Annotated in this window: 18 protein-coding genes and 1 pseudogene; 6 read left to right on the top strand and 13 right to left on the bottom strand. The window is 61.7% G+C overall.

Features of this window, described 5'->3' with window-relative positions; all coding sequences use genetic code 11:
- Positions 1 to 64 precede the first annotated feature (64 nt).
- The 7 genes and pseudogenes from AB0O97_RS06550 to AB0O97_RS06520 all read right to left on the bottom strand — a co-directional run bounded on the left by AB0O97_RS06550 (position 65) and on the right by AB0O97_RS06520 (position 4,475).
- Positions 65 to 1,471 (bottom strand): MBL fold metallo-hydrolase, encoded by a 1,407-nt coding sequence (locus AB0O97_RS06550; protein ID WP_363881139.1) that lies wholly within the window; start codon positions 1,469 to 1,471, stop codon positions 65 to 67.
- A gap of 87 nt (positions 1,472 to 1,558) precedes the next feature.
- Complete coding sequence (locus tag AB0O97_RS06545) at positions 1,559 to 1,996, bottom strand: rhodanese-like domain-containing protein (protein ID WP_104112023.1); 438 nt, start codon at positions 1,994 to 1,996, stop codon at positions 1,559 to 1,561.
- Positions 1,974 to 2,335: pseudogene (locus tag AB0O97_RS06540) on the bottom strand (thioredoxin family protein). Before AB0O97_RS06540 ends, AB0O97_RS06545 begins: the two are co-directional and overlap by 23 nt.
- Positions 2,336 to 2,388: 53 nt before the next feature.
- A complete protein-coding gene (locus AB0O97_RS06535) occupies positions 2,389 to 2,685 on the bottom strand; it encodes a rhodanese-like domain-containing protein (RefSeq protein ID WP_104112024.1) in 297 nt (98 codons plus the stop codon).
- A 53-nt stretch (positions 2,686 to 2,738) separates the two neighbouring features.
- Positions 2,739 to 3,080: a rhodanese-like domain-containing protein gene (locus AB0O97_RS06530; protein WP_104112025.1), complete on the bottom strand. Its 342-nt coding sequence runs from the start codon at positions 3,078 to 3,080 to the stop codon at positions 2,739 to 2,741.
- Between the two features lie 22 nt (positions 3,081 to 3,102).
- Complete coding sequence (locus AB0O97_RS06525) at positions 3,103 to 3,861, bottom strand: sulfite exporter TauE/SafE family protein (protein WP_104112026.1); 759 nt, start codon at positions 3,859 to 3,861, stop codon at positions 3,103 to 3,105.
- Entirely contained in the window at positions 3,858 to 4,475 is a 618-nt protein-coding gene (locus AB0O97_RS06520) for a rhodanese-like domain-containing protein (protein ID WP_104112027.1), read from the bottom strand. The genes AB0O97_RS06525 and AB0O97_RS06520 overlap by 4 nt, the downstream gene beginning before the upstream one ends.
- Positions 4,476 to 4,598: 123 nt before the next feature.
- On the opposite strand from AB0O97_RS06520, the gene AB0O97_RS06515 reads away from it, so the two are divergent.
- From AB0O97_RS06515 to AB0O97_RS06495, 5 genes are all read left to right on the top strand, one after another.
- Entirely contained in the window at positions 4,599 to 4,856 is a 258-nt protein-coding gene (locus AB0O97_RS06515) for a metal-sensitive transcriptional regulator (protein ID WP_104112028.1), read from the top strand.
- A 34-nt stretch (positions 4,857 to 4,890) separates the two neighbouring features.
- Positions 4,891 to 5,307 (top strand): DUF302 domain-containing protein, encoded by a 417-nt coding sequence (locus tag AB0O97_RS06510; protein WP_104112029.1) that lies wholly within the window; start codon positions 4,891 to 4,893, stop codon positions 5,305 to 5,307.
- Positions 5,307 to 5,726, top strand: coding sequence for a DsrE family protein (locus AB0O97_RS06505; RefSeq protein ID WP_363881136.1), 420 nt, complete (start codon positions 5,307 to 5,309; stop codon positions 5,724 to 5,726). The genes AB0O97_RS06510 and AB0O97_RS06505 overlap by 1 nt, the downstream gene beginning before the upstream one ends.
- Positions 5,727 to 5,833: 107 nt before the next feature.
- On the top strand, positions 5,834 to 6,016 hold the full coding sequence (locus tag AB0O97_RS06500) for a hypothetical protein (protein ID WP_146073280.1): 183 nt from the start codon (positions 5,834 to 5,836) through the stop codon (positions 6,014 to 6,016).
- Between the two features lie 328 nt (positions 6,017 to 6,344).
- Positions 6,345 to 6,899 carry a PepSY domain-containing protein gene (locus AB0O97_RS06495; protein WP_146073281.1) on the top strand — a complete coding sequence of 185 codons (555 nt, stop codon included), beginning with the start codon at positions 6,345 to 6,347 and terminating at the stop codon, positions 6,897 to 6,899.
- Positions 6,900 to 7,230: 331 nt separating this feature from the next.
- On the opposite strand, the gene AB0O97_RS06490 is transcribed toward AB0O97_RS06495, so the two are convergent.
- On the bottom strand, positions 7,231 to 7,527 hold the full coding sequence (locus tag AB0O97_RS06490) for a hypothetical protein (RefSeq protein ID WP_146073282.1): 297 nt from the start codon (positions 7,525 to 7,527) through the stop codon (positions 7,231 to 7,233).
- A gap of 140 nt (positions 7,528 to 7,667) precedes the next feature.
- On the opposite strand from AB0O97_RS06490, the gene AB0O97_RS06485 reads away from it, so the two are divergent.
- Positions 7,668 to 8,378, top strand: coding sequence for a VTT domain-containing protein (locus AB0O97_RS06485; RefSeq protein WP_308470645.1), 711 nt, complete (start codon positions 7,668 to 7,670; stop codon positions 8,376 to 8,378).
- 1,113 nt (positions 8,379 to 9,491) lie between these two features.
- On the opposite strand, the gene AB0O97_RS06480 is transcribed toward AB0O97_RS06485, so the two are convergent.
- From AB0O97_RS06480 to AB0O97_RS06460, 5 genes are all read right to left on the bottom strand, one after another.
- Positions 9,492 to 10,166, bottom strand: coding sequence for a DedA family protein (locus AB0O97_RS06480; protein WP_104112031.1), 675 nt, complete (start codon positions 10,164 to 10,166; stop codon positions 9,492 to 9,494).
- A gap of 118 nt (positions 10,167 to 10,284) precedes the next feature.
- A complete protein-coding gene (locus AB0O97_RS06475) occupies positions 10,285 to 10,857 on the bottom strand; it encodes a hypothetical protein (RefSeq protein ID WP_104112032.1) in 573 nt (190 codons plus the stop codon).
- A gap of 1 nt (position 10,858) precedes the next feature.
- Positions 10,859 to 11,830 carry an ABC transporter permease gene (locus AB0O97_RS06470; RefSeq protein ID WP_104112033.1) on the bottom strand — a complete coding sequence of 324 codons (972 nt, stop codon included), beginning with the start codon at positions 11,828 to 11,830 and terminating at the stop codon, positions 10,859 to 10,861.
- Positions 11,823 to 12,725 carry an ABC transporter permease gene (locus AB0O97_RS06465; RefSeq protein ID WP_363881132.1) on the bottom strand — a complete coding sequence of 301 codons (903 nt, stop codon included), beginning with the start codon at positions 12,723 to 12,725 and terminating at the stop codon, positions 11,823 to 11,825. The genes AB0O97_RS06470 and AB0O97_RS06465 overlap by 8 nt, the downstream gene beginning before the upstream one ends.
- Complete coding sequence (locus AB0O97_RS06460) at positions 12,722 to 13,459, bottom strand: ABC transporter ATP-binding protein (RefSeq protein WP_104112035.1); 738 nt, start codon at positions 13,457 to 13,459, stop codon at positions 12,722 to 12,724. The genes AB0O97_RS06465 and AB0O97_RS06460 overlap by 4 nt, the downstream gene beginning before the upstream one ends.
- Positions 13,460 to 13,472 lie beyond the last annotated feature (13 nt).

Genomic DNA, 13,472 nt, shown 5'->3' with positions numbered 1-13,472 from the left:
CCGGCGAGGTCTCTTTGACACAACAACCTAACTGGCTGAGGGCTGTGCGGGCGGGTGGTTCCTTCTAGGCCTTGGTTGACTGGCGGGAGTTGTGCCAGGCGTCCCAGGCGGCGTAGCTGCCGTCGAGTTCGACGACGTCGTACCCGGCCCGGCGCAGGGCACTGGCGGCCACGGAGTTCCGCACGCCGGACTGGCAGTAGGACACGATGGTTCCGCCGGCCGGGAGTTCATCCAGGTGCCACATGGCGCGGCCGCCACTGAGCTGGTACGAGCCCGGGACGTGCCCGGCGCTGTGCTCGGAGCGGTTGCGGACATCCAACACCATGGCGGCCTCGAAACCGTCGAGTTCCTCGGGCTGGATCAGCTTCGGAGTGAAGGTGGGCAGCCCGTTGATGCTGGTGACGTAGCCGGCGACGTTGTCGATGCCCACCCGGACCAAGTGGTCCCACATGTCCTGCGCGGCTTCCTGGTCCTTGGCCAGGAGTACCAGGGGGTTCTGATCGGTTTCCGGGTTCACCACCCAGGCGCCGTAGCTGGCCACGGACTTGCCAGCCGGTACGTTCAGGGACCGGACCACGGTGCCCTTATGGACTTCGCCGTTGGGACGGGTGTCGATGAACGTGACCTTGTCTGCGGACAGGTCCTTGACGACGTCGGCCGTGTCCAGCACGGTGAGAGGCGTACGCTCACCCAAGAGGGCAGGACCTTCACGATTTTCACGTTTCATCCGGCCGAAGTACGCGTGCGCGTCCGGCTGGCCGTCCAGGAGCTCAGTGATGAAGCCCTGTTCGTCGTTCGCGGCGAGGTAGGGCCCCCACCAGGCGTAGAGACGCTCATAACCAACAGTGGAGGAAGGGACGGCACCCAGGGCCTTGCCGCAGGCGCTGCCCGCACCGTGGGCGGGGTGGACCTGGATGTAGTCCGGCAGGGTCAGGAACTTATCGCGCAGGCTGGCGAAGAGCTGCTTGGCACCTTCGAAGCGGGTGTCGATGCCGCCGGCTGCTTCATCCAGCAGGTCAGGGCGGCCCAAATCGCCGGAGAAGACAAAGTCCCCGGAAAGCAGATAGCCGGGCTGGTCGCTGAACGCGCCGTCCGTGACCAGGAAGGACAGGTGTTCCGGGGTATGCCCGGGTGTGTGGAGGGCCTGGATGCTGATGTTGCCGACGGCGATCGCGTCGCCGTCGTAGAGCCGTTCGCCGTCGAATTCGTACTGCCAGTCCGGACCGCCTTCACCCGAGACATAGATCTTGGCGCCGGTGGCGGCAGCCAGTTCCCGGGTGCCGGAGAGGTAGTCGGCGTGGATGTGAGTCTCGGTGACGGCCACGATCTTCATGCCGTTCTTCTCAGCCAGCTCCTGGTACACCGCGATGTCGCGGCGGCCGTCAACAACAACGGCGGTGCCGTTGGCCTGGCAACCAATGAGGTAGCTGGCCTGAGCGAGGTCTTCATCGTAAATGCGCTCGATAAGCATCTGGTGCTCTCCTTCAAGTGAAAGGGGATGGGGTGTTCTGAATCAAGTATAGATACCCCTAGGGGTATTCTGCAAGTGTGCGGCTGCCTACGCGGTTTTCCTGCTGGACAGCTTTCGCAGTAGTTGGCACAGGCGCGCCGGCGGGCGGACCCGGGCTTGTCTGGGTGGATCTTCGGGGGTTTGTTGATAGGTGACAGGGTGGCCTGCCCGGTACCACTCGGTGATCCCGCCGGCCACGTTGACCGTGGTGTATCCGTGGTCGGTGAGGATCCGGGCGGCCTGGCTGCTGCGTTTCCCTGACCCACACAACAGGTAGAGCGTTGTGTGGGTCAGGTCAGCAAGCCGGGAGGCCAGTTCCTCGAGGGGGATGTTCAGGCTGCCGGGGATATGGGCCCTCGCGTGCTCCTCCCGACTCCGGACGTCCACCAGCGTGACGCGGGGCCACACTGTGGCGAGTTCCTCTGCCGTGATCGTGCGCAGCGGTTCCGGCGGGGCTCCCGTTTCAAGCCGGTTCTTGGGCTGCATCGGCGCGGAGTTTGTCCATGTCCAGATTCTTCACGGCCTGGATGACTTCCTCCAGGCCGGTGGCGTTGAGGGCTCCGGGCTGGGAGAAGACGAGGGTCTTGTTCTTGAAGGCCATCAGGGTGGGGATGGAGGTGATGTTCGCTGCGGCGGCGAGGGCCTGTTCGGCTTCGGTGTCGACCTTGGTGAAGGTGATGTCCGGGTGCCTTTTGGCGGCGGCCCGTAGGTGGGGGCGAAACTGCGCCAGGGACCGCACCAGGCTGCCCAGAAGTCAACGAAGACAATCTCGTTCTTCTCCAGGGTTTCTGCAAAGCTCTGTTGGGTGATGTCGGTGGTTATCATGATCTGTCGTGTCCTTTCGTGCGTTGTCTTGATTGGCGGCGGGGCTGCAGGGCTCAGGTGGTGGGGAGGCCGGCGAGGGTCCAAGCGCTCATGCCGCCGGCCATGGTGTCCGCTTTGTAGCCGGCACCGTTGAGGACGTCGGCGACGCGGGCGGAACGGTTGCCGCTGTGGCAGACCGCAATGACCGGAACGACCAGGTCCAGCTCGGAGAAGCGGGCCTGCAGCTGGCCCATGGGGATGTGCAGGGCGCCGGGGATCATGCCGTCGGCGACTTCGAAGTCTTCGCGGACGTCCAGGATCCGGGCGGTGGAGCGGCGCTGGTCGGCTTCGGTGATGGTGATTTCAGCCATGATATTTCTCCTTTAAAATGGTGTGGCGCTGTGTTGTGAGCGGGTGTGATTGTCTAGCGGACGGGTTCGCCGGCTTGGCGCCAGGCGGCCATGCCGCCCCGCATCGAGTAGGCGTCGTAGCCTTTCGCGGCGAGCATCCGGGCCGCGGAGGCCGACCGCACTCCGGAGGCGCAGACTGCGATGACGGGCCGGTTTTTTTGGATCCCGGCGGTGCTGATCTGCAGCCGGTCCAGGGGGACGTGTTTGGCCTGGGGCGCGCGGCCGGTGCGCCATTCCTGGGCTGACCTGACGTCGATGAGGGTGGCGCCTGAGCCCAGGAGTTCCTTGGCTTGGGCGACGCTGATGGTTTTGTAGGGCTTGCTGAAGGCCTTTTTGAGTGAGTCGATCAGTCCCATGGTTGTTCTCCTGTTGGTTGGGTCAGGCGGTGACAGTGCTGGCGGTGACCCACGCCGCGACGACGAAGATGAGGACCGCGAATGAGATACGGATGTGCTTGTCATGCAGGTGGCGGGCCAGCCGAGCGGCAACCACCGATCCCACGATGGCCGGGACCGCGAACGCCAGGGTGGTGGCCCAGTCGATGGTGAAGCCGGCAGCGTGGGCGCTGAACCCGGCGGCGGAATTGATGACGATGATCGCCAGGGAAGTACCCACGGCCTGCTTCATGCGCAGGCCCAGGAAGATGGTCAGCGCGGGGGTGATAAGGAAGCCGCCGCCCACCCCGAGCAGTCCCGTGAGGAACCCGACGAGCAGGCCCACCCCCACGGCCTTCGGGGCACAGGACCGGAATGTACGGTTCGGTCCGGTGCTACAGGAACCTTCGCCTTCGCGGGGCTTGCTGAGCATCCGGATGCCCGCGGCCACCATGATCACGGCAAAAGCCAGCATCAGGATGTTCGGATCCAGCAGTTTGCCCACGGCCGCGCCGGCCCAGGCCGCCGGAATCCCGGCAGCCCCGACCAGTGCGATCACAGGCCAGTTCAGGCCATCCCGGGCCCTGGGCAGCAGGGCCGCCAGCGAGGATACGCCCACCACCAGCAGCGACGTCGGAATCGCCTGCGCCGGGGTCATGCCCACCCCGTACACCAGGGCCGGAACGGCGATAATGGACCCGCCGCCGCCCACAACGCCCAGGACGATCCCGACGACGAGCCCCAGACCCAGGGCCGGGATCATGCCGCCGCGGCCTCTTCAGCCGCCTGGACGGGAAGCTGCAGGATGGCGCTTTCGCGGGTGGGTTCCGTGGCTGCCTTGTTCCACGGCATGGCCAAGAGGGCCTTGCCCATGGCGCAGGTGTTGGTCGCGGCGGAGAACGTCAGCCCGGTGCCGATGGCGCCGGCCAGCATACGGACCTTAGGGGAAACGAACTTGCCGCCCACCAGGCCCAGCATCACCAGGGAGCCGGCGGCCAGGCGGACCTGGCGCTCCAGGTCCCAGCGATCCTTGCCCTTGACCACGTCCCCGTCGGCAGCAGCAAAGCCGGGAACGCCGCCGGTGAGCACGTAGGCGGTGTCGAGGCCAACAGTAGCCATGCGCTGGCGGGCCTGCTCGGCGCGGACGCCGGACTGGCAGACCAGGACCACGCGGGAGCCCAGCCTGGCGGCGAGTTCGTCGGTGTGCTCGGAGAGCAGCGGCAGGGGCACGTTGTAGGAGCCGCGGATGTGCATGGATTCGAATTCAGCGGCAGAGCGCACATCAATCACCACGAGGTCCTGGTGCTGTTTGATCCAGGACTGCAGGGTGTCGGGGGCGAGTGCGGTCACGGCACTGGCCTTGGAAGGGGAAGTCATAAATGGCCTCTCAAAAGGAACGGTTGAATACCCCACCGAGTATCACAGATACCCCCGGGGGTAGTCAAAACACCCACGGGGGTATATCGTTGAGGTCAGGACCTTATCGATGGAGAACCCGTTATGGAATTGAACCCAACCGAACTCACGCCCGTGATCAACCGCCTCAAGCGCGCCCAGGGCCAGCTCGCCGCTGTCACCCGGATGCTCGAGGAAGGCCGTGACTGCAAAGACGTCGTCACCCAGCTCGCCGCCGTCTCCAAGGCCTTAGATAAAGCTGGGTTTGCCATCATCGCCACCGGGCTGGAGCAGTGCATCGTCCAAAAGGACGCCACCATGGACAAGAAGGACCTGGAGAAGCTCTTCCTGTCCCTCGCCTGACCAGATCTGCTTTAGAACAGCCTCAAGGAGAACCATGACGTACACAATCACCACAACCGTCGCTCTTCCATGGACCGAAGCCCTGGACCGCACCCGGGACGCCCTGTCAGCACAGGGGTTCGGAATCCTGACCGAAATCAACGTACGTTCCACTTTCGAAGCCAAACTTGGAGCCGAAGCCGCGGACGCGGTGGGCGATTATGTCATTCTCGGCGCCTGCAACCCGGCCCTGGCCAGCCGCGCCCTCGCCGCAGAACCCGAAATCGGCGCACTGCTGCCATGCAACGTCGTGGTGCGCCGGAACAAGGATGCAGAAGTGACCACCGTGGAAGCCATCGACCCGCAGACCATGGTCCAGCTCAGCAACGCTGCCGCCGTCAAGGAAATAGCAGACGACGCCGGCACCCGACTCCGCAAGGTCCTCGCCGGGCTGAGTGAAACAACCGAGTAATGGTCTCCATAAACAGGGCGCCCGCAGAAGCCGCCAACATAAACAGGGCGCCCGCAGAAGCCGCCAACGACGGCGGCGGCAGGGGCTTAGTCATTCACACCGTCGGGCCGCTTGAGCAGGACACCCTGACCGGCATCCTCCGCAGCGCCACTAACGCCCGCGCCGCACTCACCCCGGGAACCGGCATTGAAGTGGTTGTCCAGGGCCCGGGTGTGAAACTCCTCGCCACAAACTCGCCCGCTACCGAAGCCGTCAAAAGCGCCCGGCAGTTGGACGTGAGCGTCCTCGCCTGCGGCAACAGCATGCGCTCCGCCCGCCTGGAAGAAAAGGATCTCGCGCCCGGCATTGGCATGGTTCCCGCGGCCATCGCCCACCTTACCCAGCGCCAATGGGACGGCTGGGCCTACGCCAGGCTTTAGGCCCAGGCGGCCCCCGGGGCCGCTTGCGCCCTGGCACCGCCGAAGGCGCGGTCTCTGCGTGCCGACATACATCCAGTGCAGACGACTTCTGATAAACCTGCAGTTACTTGAAGTTGAACGTTTACATCGCCAGCGCATCGGACGACTTTTTCACCGTCAAGGCAGTGCAGATGCCGGAGCTGTCCGCTCAGGCGCGGACGCTAGAGGAAATCCCTGACGCGGTCCGCTCCGCGGCCGCTGCCGTCGCCGGGCAGCCGGCCGATTTTTTCGACGTCGTCATCGACTTCTAGCAGGACCACCGAGTCCAAGTTTTTCCTCAACGTGCAAGTGCTGGCCCTCGACAGCGAAGAACAATTCCGACAACTGTTCATAGGCGCCGCCAAGTAGCCAACTCCTGCCACCCACCAGCCCCGAATACGACCGCGGAACCGGTTTAAATCAAACACGCCTTGAATCCGTGCAGAGGGCTTTGGACATTCCGTGCAGTCGACTTCTGAAAACGACATCGGGAGAGGGTTGGTTCATGGCACCTGGACTTTGGTGCCGGTTCAGGAACTGCCGTGTGAGTACATCATCCAATGCATCCGGCGGATCACCACCATTGAAAGGTTGTCAGCCATGAACATCAGCAAACGCAAGAAGAGAGTTGTCGGCTCACTCGCGGGTCTGCTCCTGCTCGGCGGCATTGCCTCCACCGGAGTGGCCGCTGCAAACGCCGCAAACAGCACGCCCCCAACCTCCCCCGCATCCTCGTCGACTCAAAGTGAGAAGAACGAGCAGCAGGAAGTGAACATCAAGGGATCGATAGCGGTGACCGAATCTGCCACCGTGGAATCTGATGCAGCTGAGGCCGCCAAACTGGCCAAGCTTGCCACGGTCGATGAGAAGGGCGCCAACGCTGCCGCAGTGGACAGTGTTCCAGGTAGCAGTGTCGTGAGTACGAGCTTGGACGATGAGGATGGGTTCTTGGTCTACGAGGTGACGGTGAAGGACAAGGCCGGGGCCATAACTGAGGTCATCGTCGATGCTGGCAACGCGAAGGTCTTAGCGTCCGAGGTTGAGGGCAACGAGGCTGGCGAAGGGCCTGAATCATCCAACGGTTTGGAGCAGGGAACCCATGCGGAAGGGTCCGAGGTCCAGGACGCCACTCCGGGGGCTACCACCGGGAAATAAGGGCAAAAGTTCCTTACGAAGCTGGGTTCAACCAACGGCCATGCATTCGCATCAGTGAATGTGTGGCCGTTTGCTGTGCGTTCCTGCCTTCCGACCCAGTCGTCGTTGGGTCTGGTTCCGTATCGTGGAGGCGCGAAGTTCCTGTGCTTTCATGGGGAAGCCGTGCCATGGCGGTCTTGGGACCATTCGGTGCTGCGGTGTGGGTGATCAGGACGGGCGGTGAGGCCGAGTTGTCGAGCTGGCATGCAGGCCGGGGCCTCCATCACGGGGAAAGGGTGCTCACTGCTGATCTTGAGGGCCTCTTCACCCGTGCCGGGCGTTCTAGTTTGAGTTATCGGGTCTCGGTGTCAAATCTCCAGAGTGTATGAGGCGCCGCGTTGATGATTTGGTGTTCGTCATCTTCCAGGCGTTCCTCACGGTGGTCAAGGTGGGGAAATAATTCCGTCGACGCAGCAGTGTGATCGGGAAAGGGCGGGCCAAGGGCCTGTGCTGGTTGTCCCGGTGCTGACGTTGACGCCGCTTGATGGGCGGGTGGGTCCTGAGGCGAGGCGGAGGCGACGCCAGCGCCCAGCAGGGATGTCGCGATAATAATAGCGGCAATGTTGAGGCACTTCTTGGCTCTGTCCATGGTTTGACCCTAAGCGGGGTCGATAAGAAATCGCTGAGTCGGCAACTAGCGCCTCGAGGTTGCTTGGTGCCTGTTGGTTTGCCCGCGTGGGCATGGTTTTCCTCAGCTGTTGCTCAGCTCAGCGGCACTACGCTGGGGTCGTGATCACTGAAACCGGCAGTCTCCTGTCTTTGTCGTCCATCCAAGCCGGCGTTTCTGCGGGCCTGTTCCCGCCGTGGTTGGACCCTGCGGTGATCCTGGGAAATCCGGGGTTGGGTCCGTGGGTTGTCTTGATCATGTGTGTGATGATTTTCGCGGAGACTGGATTGCTCATCGGTTTCTTCCTCCCAGGAGACTCCTTGTTATTCACAGCAGGGCTGCTCATCGCGACCGGAACCATTGAATTCAATATTGGCCTGCTCATACTGTTGCTCACCCTTTGCGCGTTTCTTGGCAATCAGCTCGGCTGCCTCATCGGGGCCAGCGCTGGACCAGCCCTCTACAGCAGGCCGGATTCCCGCCTCTTTCGGCGCAAGCATGTTCAGAGCGCGCATGCCTTCTTTGAAAAACACGGCGGCAGGGCATTGATTCTGGCTCGTTTTGTCCCCATTGTGCGGACCTTCATCCCCGTCGTTGTAGGTGTCGCCGGGATGAACCCAAAGCGTTTCGCATGGTTCAATGCTCTCGGTGCACTGCTGTGGACAGGCGGTATTGCGCTGTTGGGTTATTTTCTCGGTGATCGGGTCCCGTTCGTGAGGGACAACCTTGACGTGATCTTCATCGCCATCGTCGCAGTATCCGTGGTCCCGCTGTTGATTGGACTTGTCAAGGGATTCACGACGAATAGTCCTCCACCACCGGGCGATATTTAGAGCTCCAGCGGAGCTTGCGGACACTGCAGCTCAGTTTGGGCCGGTAAGGACGCGTAGGTAAATTGCAGCAATCAGGGCTTCTTCAGGTGCACCCGCCACTTGATGGTCGCTCCGTCTGCCTCCCTGCGTGCACTGGGTGTTGGGTCGTTCCGCCTTGTTGGTGGAGCTGGGGTTGTCGTCTGAGTGCGGTGCATGACGATGCTGCCTGGGTGCTCGTCCTGCGACACTGCCGAGGTGGCCAGTCGTTCAGCGTCTCATTGCATGGTGTTGCGTCGTGTGTGGTGCATGACGAGGACACAGTGCTCGCACCGGCGGGAATAGATGACCATGGCAATATCGTCAAGGAAGTCGGGTCGGACCGAGGGAAGGAAACTGGTGTGTTCTCCGGTGCCGGACTAGTCCCACCGAAGTGGCATCTTCCTTGCGGCAGCCATGGTGAGCAAGGGTTATTGATCTGGGCACTGTGCCAGCGATGAAGGGTGGGCACGATGCTGATCGTGGATAGCTCCGAGTAGATCGAGTCGGTGCTACAGGCAGGCAATGTACAGCGCCCGGCCTGCTCGCCATGGTTGCGACCGGGCCGGCACGCCCTCATAGGAACGCTCACAGTGTGAACGTGCTGGAGATCATGGAAACCGCATTGTCAGCCAAGATAGTGGGCTGCGGGTATAGGGCAAACGTCCTCGCTGCCGGGTCGGCCGTTGTCGACCGTGCAATGTCGATTGCCCCGGGAGGCGCAATCCCATGCACACTGCCCGGACGAGCAGCGGGTGCATCAGGCGATCCGCAGCACCCCCAACATGTTGGTCTATTCCCAGCCTCGCCCGAGCTTTGTCGGACGAGGCTTGGATGAGTTGGTCGACGCCGCAGGATGGGCCCGACCGGCTGAACGGAACTTCGATCGGCTCTTCACGGTGTGCAGTCTGCAGAGCCCACCGCAAGGGGGCCTGGGAAGGTACTGCGGCAGCACTCTGTTTGCCTTGAAACAAGCTTCCCGTTGACGCTCAGACCTAGACAATCCATCGTCATCCAAAGCGGCGCCGCCACCGTCAGCGAACACCCGCAGTCAACACTGGTTGTTGTACCGGGATGCTTGGTGGTCGCTGTCAGATGTCATGCGTGGGAGTGCTGGTGGATGGCTTCCTGTGAGGCGGGCGTTGGGCCAGGGGGTAAGGCTTGTTCCTTGCGGTTCCTGCGCCGCTTGTGGATGTGCCAGGCCACGAATCCAGCGATGGCGAGGCCCAGAAGGGTGAAAGCGACCGTGTGACCGATGCTCTTAGCGAGACTGAGGTAGGCGTTGCCTGCGAAGTAGCCGAGCAGGACTGTCGCGGTGCCCCACACGAGGCCGCCGGTGGCGTTGAAGAGCAGGAAGCGGCGGTAGGGCATGTGGGATGCTCCTGCCAGAGCGGGCATAACGGCTCGGAAGAAAGCGGTGAACCGTCCAAGAAAGACTGCGGTTCCGCCTCGGCGTGCCAAGAAGTCGCGTGCCTTGTCGAGTTTCTGTCGTCGTTTTTGCAAGAGGCGAAGGTTAAGTAATCTCGGTCCGAAGTGTCGACCGACTTCATAGCCGACAGAGTCCCCAACAATGGCAGCCAGAACGACGAGCGTCAGGATGAGCCACAGGTGCAGGTTGTGTTGGCTGGCCAGAACACCACCAAGGATGGCCGCTGTTTCTCCGGGAAGGATGAACCCGATGAACAATGCGTCCTCAGCGAAAACCAAGGCAGTGATGAGCAGATAGGCCACCACCGGGGTCACCTGCAGTATTGCTGCGATGATCGTGTTCATCACGGCACCACCGTCCCTTCCTGCTTTTCTCCAGCTTCCCACGATGATCCTGAGGGAACGTTGAGCGCGGAGGAGAACCGGCATCGTGCCTGCTGTCGGTGAGCGGTCTTCAGTGCCTTTAGTCCAGTTTTTCTCCGGTTCCGGGGGCTTTGGTGGCGGTGGCTGTTGCTGGGGCATAGCCGGCCGCGTCGGCGAGGACGGTGATGGTGACTTGATTGGTGGAGGAGCGGTAGAGACTGTACTTATTTTCCGGGTAGTGACCGGCCCCTGACGCGTTGTCGAAGTACACAGTTTCCTTATGGCCGGGCGCCAGGGTGAGTCCGTCGAGCTTTTGGTAGTAAGACTCGGTTGCGCCCGTTTTGGTGTCCTTCATGGTGTAGTACACAGCCAGTCCGGTCATGGATGCTGTGGTGGTGTTCGTGAGGGTGAACTGCAGCCGGTCGGGTACGGCGGCCTTGGATTGGGGGTCGACGTTGTTTTCCGCGATGGCATCGGTGACGGTGAGGCCGGGTTTGGTCCCGGTGGTGTTCATCGGGTTGCTTGTCACAGGCAGAACAGTGGCGCCAGCGGCCGAGACTGAGGTTGATGCGGATGGTTGGGTGGTTGTTGGGCTGGAACCGCAGGCAGCCAAGGAGCCAAGAGCGATCAGTGCAGCAGTCAGGGCGGCAGCGGGGCGGAGGAGCTTTTTCATGTCAGGGTGCCTTTCGTAGGATGGTTTTTTTGGTGCCGGACAGCAATGCTGTGCTAACGGATGTCGCCAGAGCTGCCAGGAGCCATAGCGTGTTGTTGAACGTTCCGGCCCAGATGGAAGCCAGGGGCTGCTGGTTGTACTCGTTCTTGATGCCCAGGTAGGCGAAGGTGGCGCGTTCGTATTGTTTGGTCACTGAGGTTTGTTCAATGAGGTCGCGAGTTGTTTCGTAGCCGGTGAAGTGGGCCATGACGGCTTGTTCGTGGGATTTGTCGACCTGCAGACTTGCGAAGAGCCCGCCGGGAATCTGGTTGTCAGGATCCATGGTGTCCCCGATTTGGGGGATGATCAGGACCACAACAAGCCAGAGGACCAAGGCCAGAATCAACCCCGTACCGGCACGTCGGGCCAGGGCCGTCAAGGTCATGGCCAGCAGCGACCACATGATGAGGTAGCCGGTGGTGTGGGCGCCGGCAAGAGCCAGACGCAGATAGTCGCTGCCTTGCAGGGGCGCATTGCCCACGAACAGCAGGCTTGCGACGATGACCAGGAACAGGGCCCCCACGGTGGCGGCCCAGACCAGCGACAGGGCAAGAATTTTTCCGCCAGCGAAGGCAAACCGTCCCAATGGGCGCGTGAAGATCAGCGCCAGAGTGCCCCGACCCTTCTCCTTGGTGATCATTGAAGTGCCCAAAACGACGGCGAACAAGCTCCCGATGATTTCCAAGTACTCCATACCTCCACGGAGCAGTTGCAAGGGAAAGAGTTGTGGGGCCGGGGCGGTGGCCGTGCTCCCAGCCGCTTTCAGAGCATCGAGGTAGTGATGGTAGTCGGCAATCTTGAGCCGGAAGTCCGCGGAGGCCACTACGACGGAGAGAATCACAGCGAGGGCTAGGAAACCAAAAAGGAGAATCAAAAGCCTATTGCGGCGCAGCTCCGTGATTTCCTTCTTGGCCAGGGTGAGCATCTCAGTCATGGAGCATTCTCCTCATCCGCTTCCGCCCTGTCATGGCCACGGCGGTGCAAACAGCAACAGCGAACACGGCAAGGGCCATGATGCTGCCGGCCATGGTTCCGGTGGCCTGGGGGTCAGCAAGCATCAGCGCAGCGACGTGCTTGAATTGTTCGCCGAGGGACAGCGGATCGACCAGGCTGCTGGTCGCTGCAAAAAACCCGTTCCCAGAGGCTGGTGGCGCAGATACAGGGTTCAACAGGGAGACAGGATGCGCGGCTGTCCCCAGCAGCGGCAAGATAAAAATCACAACACTCCAGATCACGATGGGGGTCAGCAGCGCGGACGTGGCGGAAGAGGAACGGATTCCGGTAATCATGCCCAGTGCCACAAAGGGAAGCATGAACAGCCCTGCCAAGGCGTACAGGGCGGCGATCCGGGCGCTGTCACCGACGGAGAGCACATGCCCGGCCACGATACTGATGCATCCGATGTTGATCATTGCCGAAACGGCCAGCACCAGCAGGACGAACAGAGCCAGTCCGGCGAGTTTTGATCCCAAATAGAACGACAGGTTCACATCCCGGGACAGAATGAGGTCCGCGGTCCGGGCTTGTCTGTCCCGCAGCGTCGAGCGGACCCCGATGACGATAGCCAGCAGCGCACCGATGAGCACAATGTAGATCACCGTGTTCCGGGCGTAGTACAACGGTGAGAGGGAGTCAAAGGGGTTGGCAACAGTGGTCAGGCCCTGCCGTAGCGCTTCTTGGTATACCCCCGTGACGCTCGAACGTGCCGAGGAACCGATGAACGCCGAGGCAGCAATCATGCCCACGAACACTGCCAGCAGCAGTTGAGGGAGCCGTTCGCGAACAGTGCATAGAAGTTCCTGAACGATCACGGCGCTCCACCGGGTCATGAGCGTTGGCCTGCTTCGATGTGGAGGTAAATGTCCTCCAACGACTCCTGACCAGGGAACGATTCCAAAGTTGCGGCCATCGAAGCCTGATAAATCAGGGTCCCTGCGCTGAGGATCCCTATGCTGGTGCACGTTTTTGTCACTTCGGCGAGCAGGTGTGTGTTCATGAATATGGTCATTCCCAGCTGCGTGTTCAAGGAAATGATGATTTCGCGCAGTTTCGCTACTCCCTGGGGATCGAGCCCGGAGGTCGGCTCATCGAGGAAGAGCACGGACGGTTGATGAAGAATGGCTTGGGCAATGCCTGCGCGTTGCCGCATGCCTTTGCTGAAGGTGCCCATCCGCTGGTTGTCGTGCCCGGTAAAGTCCAAAAACCCCAACACCTCGCGAATCCGTCCCGTCGGAGCGTGTACGCCCGAGAGGTGCGCGAAAAACAGGAGGTTTTCGACCAAGGTGAGATTGTCGTAGAACTGCACGTTTTCGGGCAGGTATCCAATGGTGCGGCGCACCTGGTTCGCCGCAGTTGCTATATCGTGGCCGCTGATTGCCGCCGTCCCCGAGGATGGTTCCATCAATGTGGTCAAGATGGTGACGATCGTCGTTTTTCCTGCCCCATTGTGCCCCAGCAATCCGAAAATCTCCCCGGCCGGTACGGACAGACTTAACTCGTTCAGTGCCTGGGTGGCACCGTACCTCTTGGTAAGTGCAGTGGTGGATATCGCGGTTGCAGTCATGCATTGGAGACTA

This window comes from Specibacter sp. NPDC078692 (assembly GCF_040686835.1).
Classification (GTDB): domain Bacteria; phylum Actinomycetota; class Actinomycetes; order Actinomycetales; family Micrococcaceae; genus Specibacter.
Note: the sequence above shows the minus strand (reverse complement) of the source record. Positions and strands in the feature narration are given on the sequence as shown.

Excerpts from the sequence above, each read along its gene's own strand:
- AB0O97_RS06530 (WP_104112025.1), bottom strand. The coding sequence starts at position 3,080 with ATGGGACTGATCGACTCACTCAAAAAGGCCTTCAGCAAGCCCTACAAA.
- AB0O97_RS06460 (WP_104112035.1), bottom strand. The coding sequence starts at position 13,459 with ATGACTGCAACCGCGATATCCACCACTGCACTTACCAAGAGGTACGGT.
- AB0O97_RS06475 (WP_104112032.1), bottom strand. The coding sequence starts at position 10,857 with ATGAAAAAGCTCCTCCGCCCCGCTGCCGCCCTGACTGCTGCACTGATC.
- AB0O97_RS06505 (WP_363881136.1), top strand. The coding sequence starts at position 5,307 with ATGGTCTCCATAAACAGGGCGCCCGCAGAAGCCGCCAACATAAACAGG.
- AB0O97_RS06535 (WP_104112024.1), bottom strand. The coding sequence starts at position 2,685 with ATGGCTGAAATCACCATCACCGAAGCCGACCAGCGCCGCTCCACCGCC.
- AB0O97_RS06520 (WP_104112027.1), bottom strand. The coding sequence starts at position 4,475 with ATGACTTCCCCTTCCAAGGCCAGTGCCGTGACCGCACTCGCCCCCGAC.
- AB0O97_RS06480 (WP_104112031.1), bottom strand. The coding sequence starts at position 10,166 with ATGAACACGATCATCGCAGCAATACTGCAGGTGACCCCGGTGGTGGCC.
- AB0O97_RS06465 (WP_363881132.1), bottom strand. The coding sequence starts at position 12,725 with ATGACCCGGTGGAGCGCCGTGATCGTTCAGGAACTTCTATGCACTGTT.
- AB0O97_RS06490 (WP_146073282.1), bottom strand. The coding sequence starts at position 7,527 with ATGGACAGAGCCAAGAAGTGCCTCAACATTGCCGCTATTATTATCGCG.
- AB0O97_RS06510 (WP_104112029.1), top strand. The coding sequence starts at position 4,891 with ATGACGTACACAATCACCACAACCGTCGCTCTTCCATGGACCGAAGCC.
- AB0O97_RS06470 (WP_104112033.1), bottom strand. The coding sequence starts at position 11,830 with ATGACTGAGATGCTCACCCTGGCCAAGAAGGAAATCACGGAGCTGCGC.
- AB0O97_RS06525 (WP_104112026.1), bottom strand. The coding sequence starts at position 3,861 with ATGATCCCGGCCCTGGGTCTGGGGCTCGTCGTCGGGATCGTCCTGGGC.
- AB0O97_RS06550 (WP_363881139.1), bottom strand. The coding sequence starts at position 1,471 with ATGCTTATCGAGCGCATTTACGATGAAGACCTCGCTCAGGCCAGCTAC.
- AB0O97_RS06495 (WP_146073281.1), top strand. The coding sequence starts at position 6,345 with ATGAACATCAGCAAACGCAAGAAGAGAGTTGTCGGCTCACTCGCGGGT.
- AB0O97_RS06545 (WP_104112023.1), bottom strand. The coding sequence starts at position 1,996 with ATGCAGCCCAAGAACCGGCTTGAAACGGGAGCCCCGCCGGAACCGCTG.
- AB0O97_RS06515 (WP_104112028.1), top strand. The coding sequence starts at position 4,599 with ATGGAATTGAACCCAACCGAACTCACGCCCGTGATCAACCGCCTCAAG.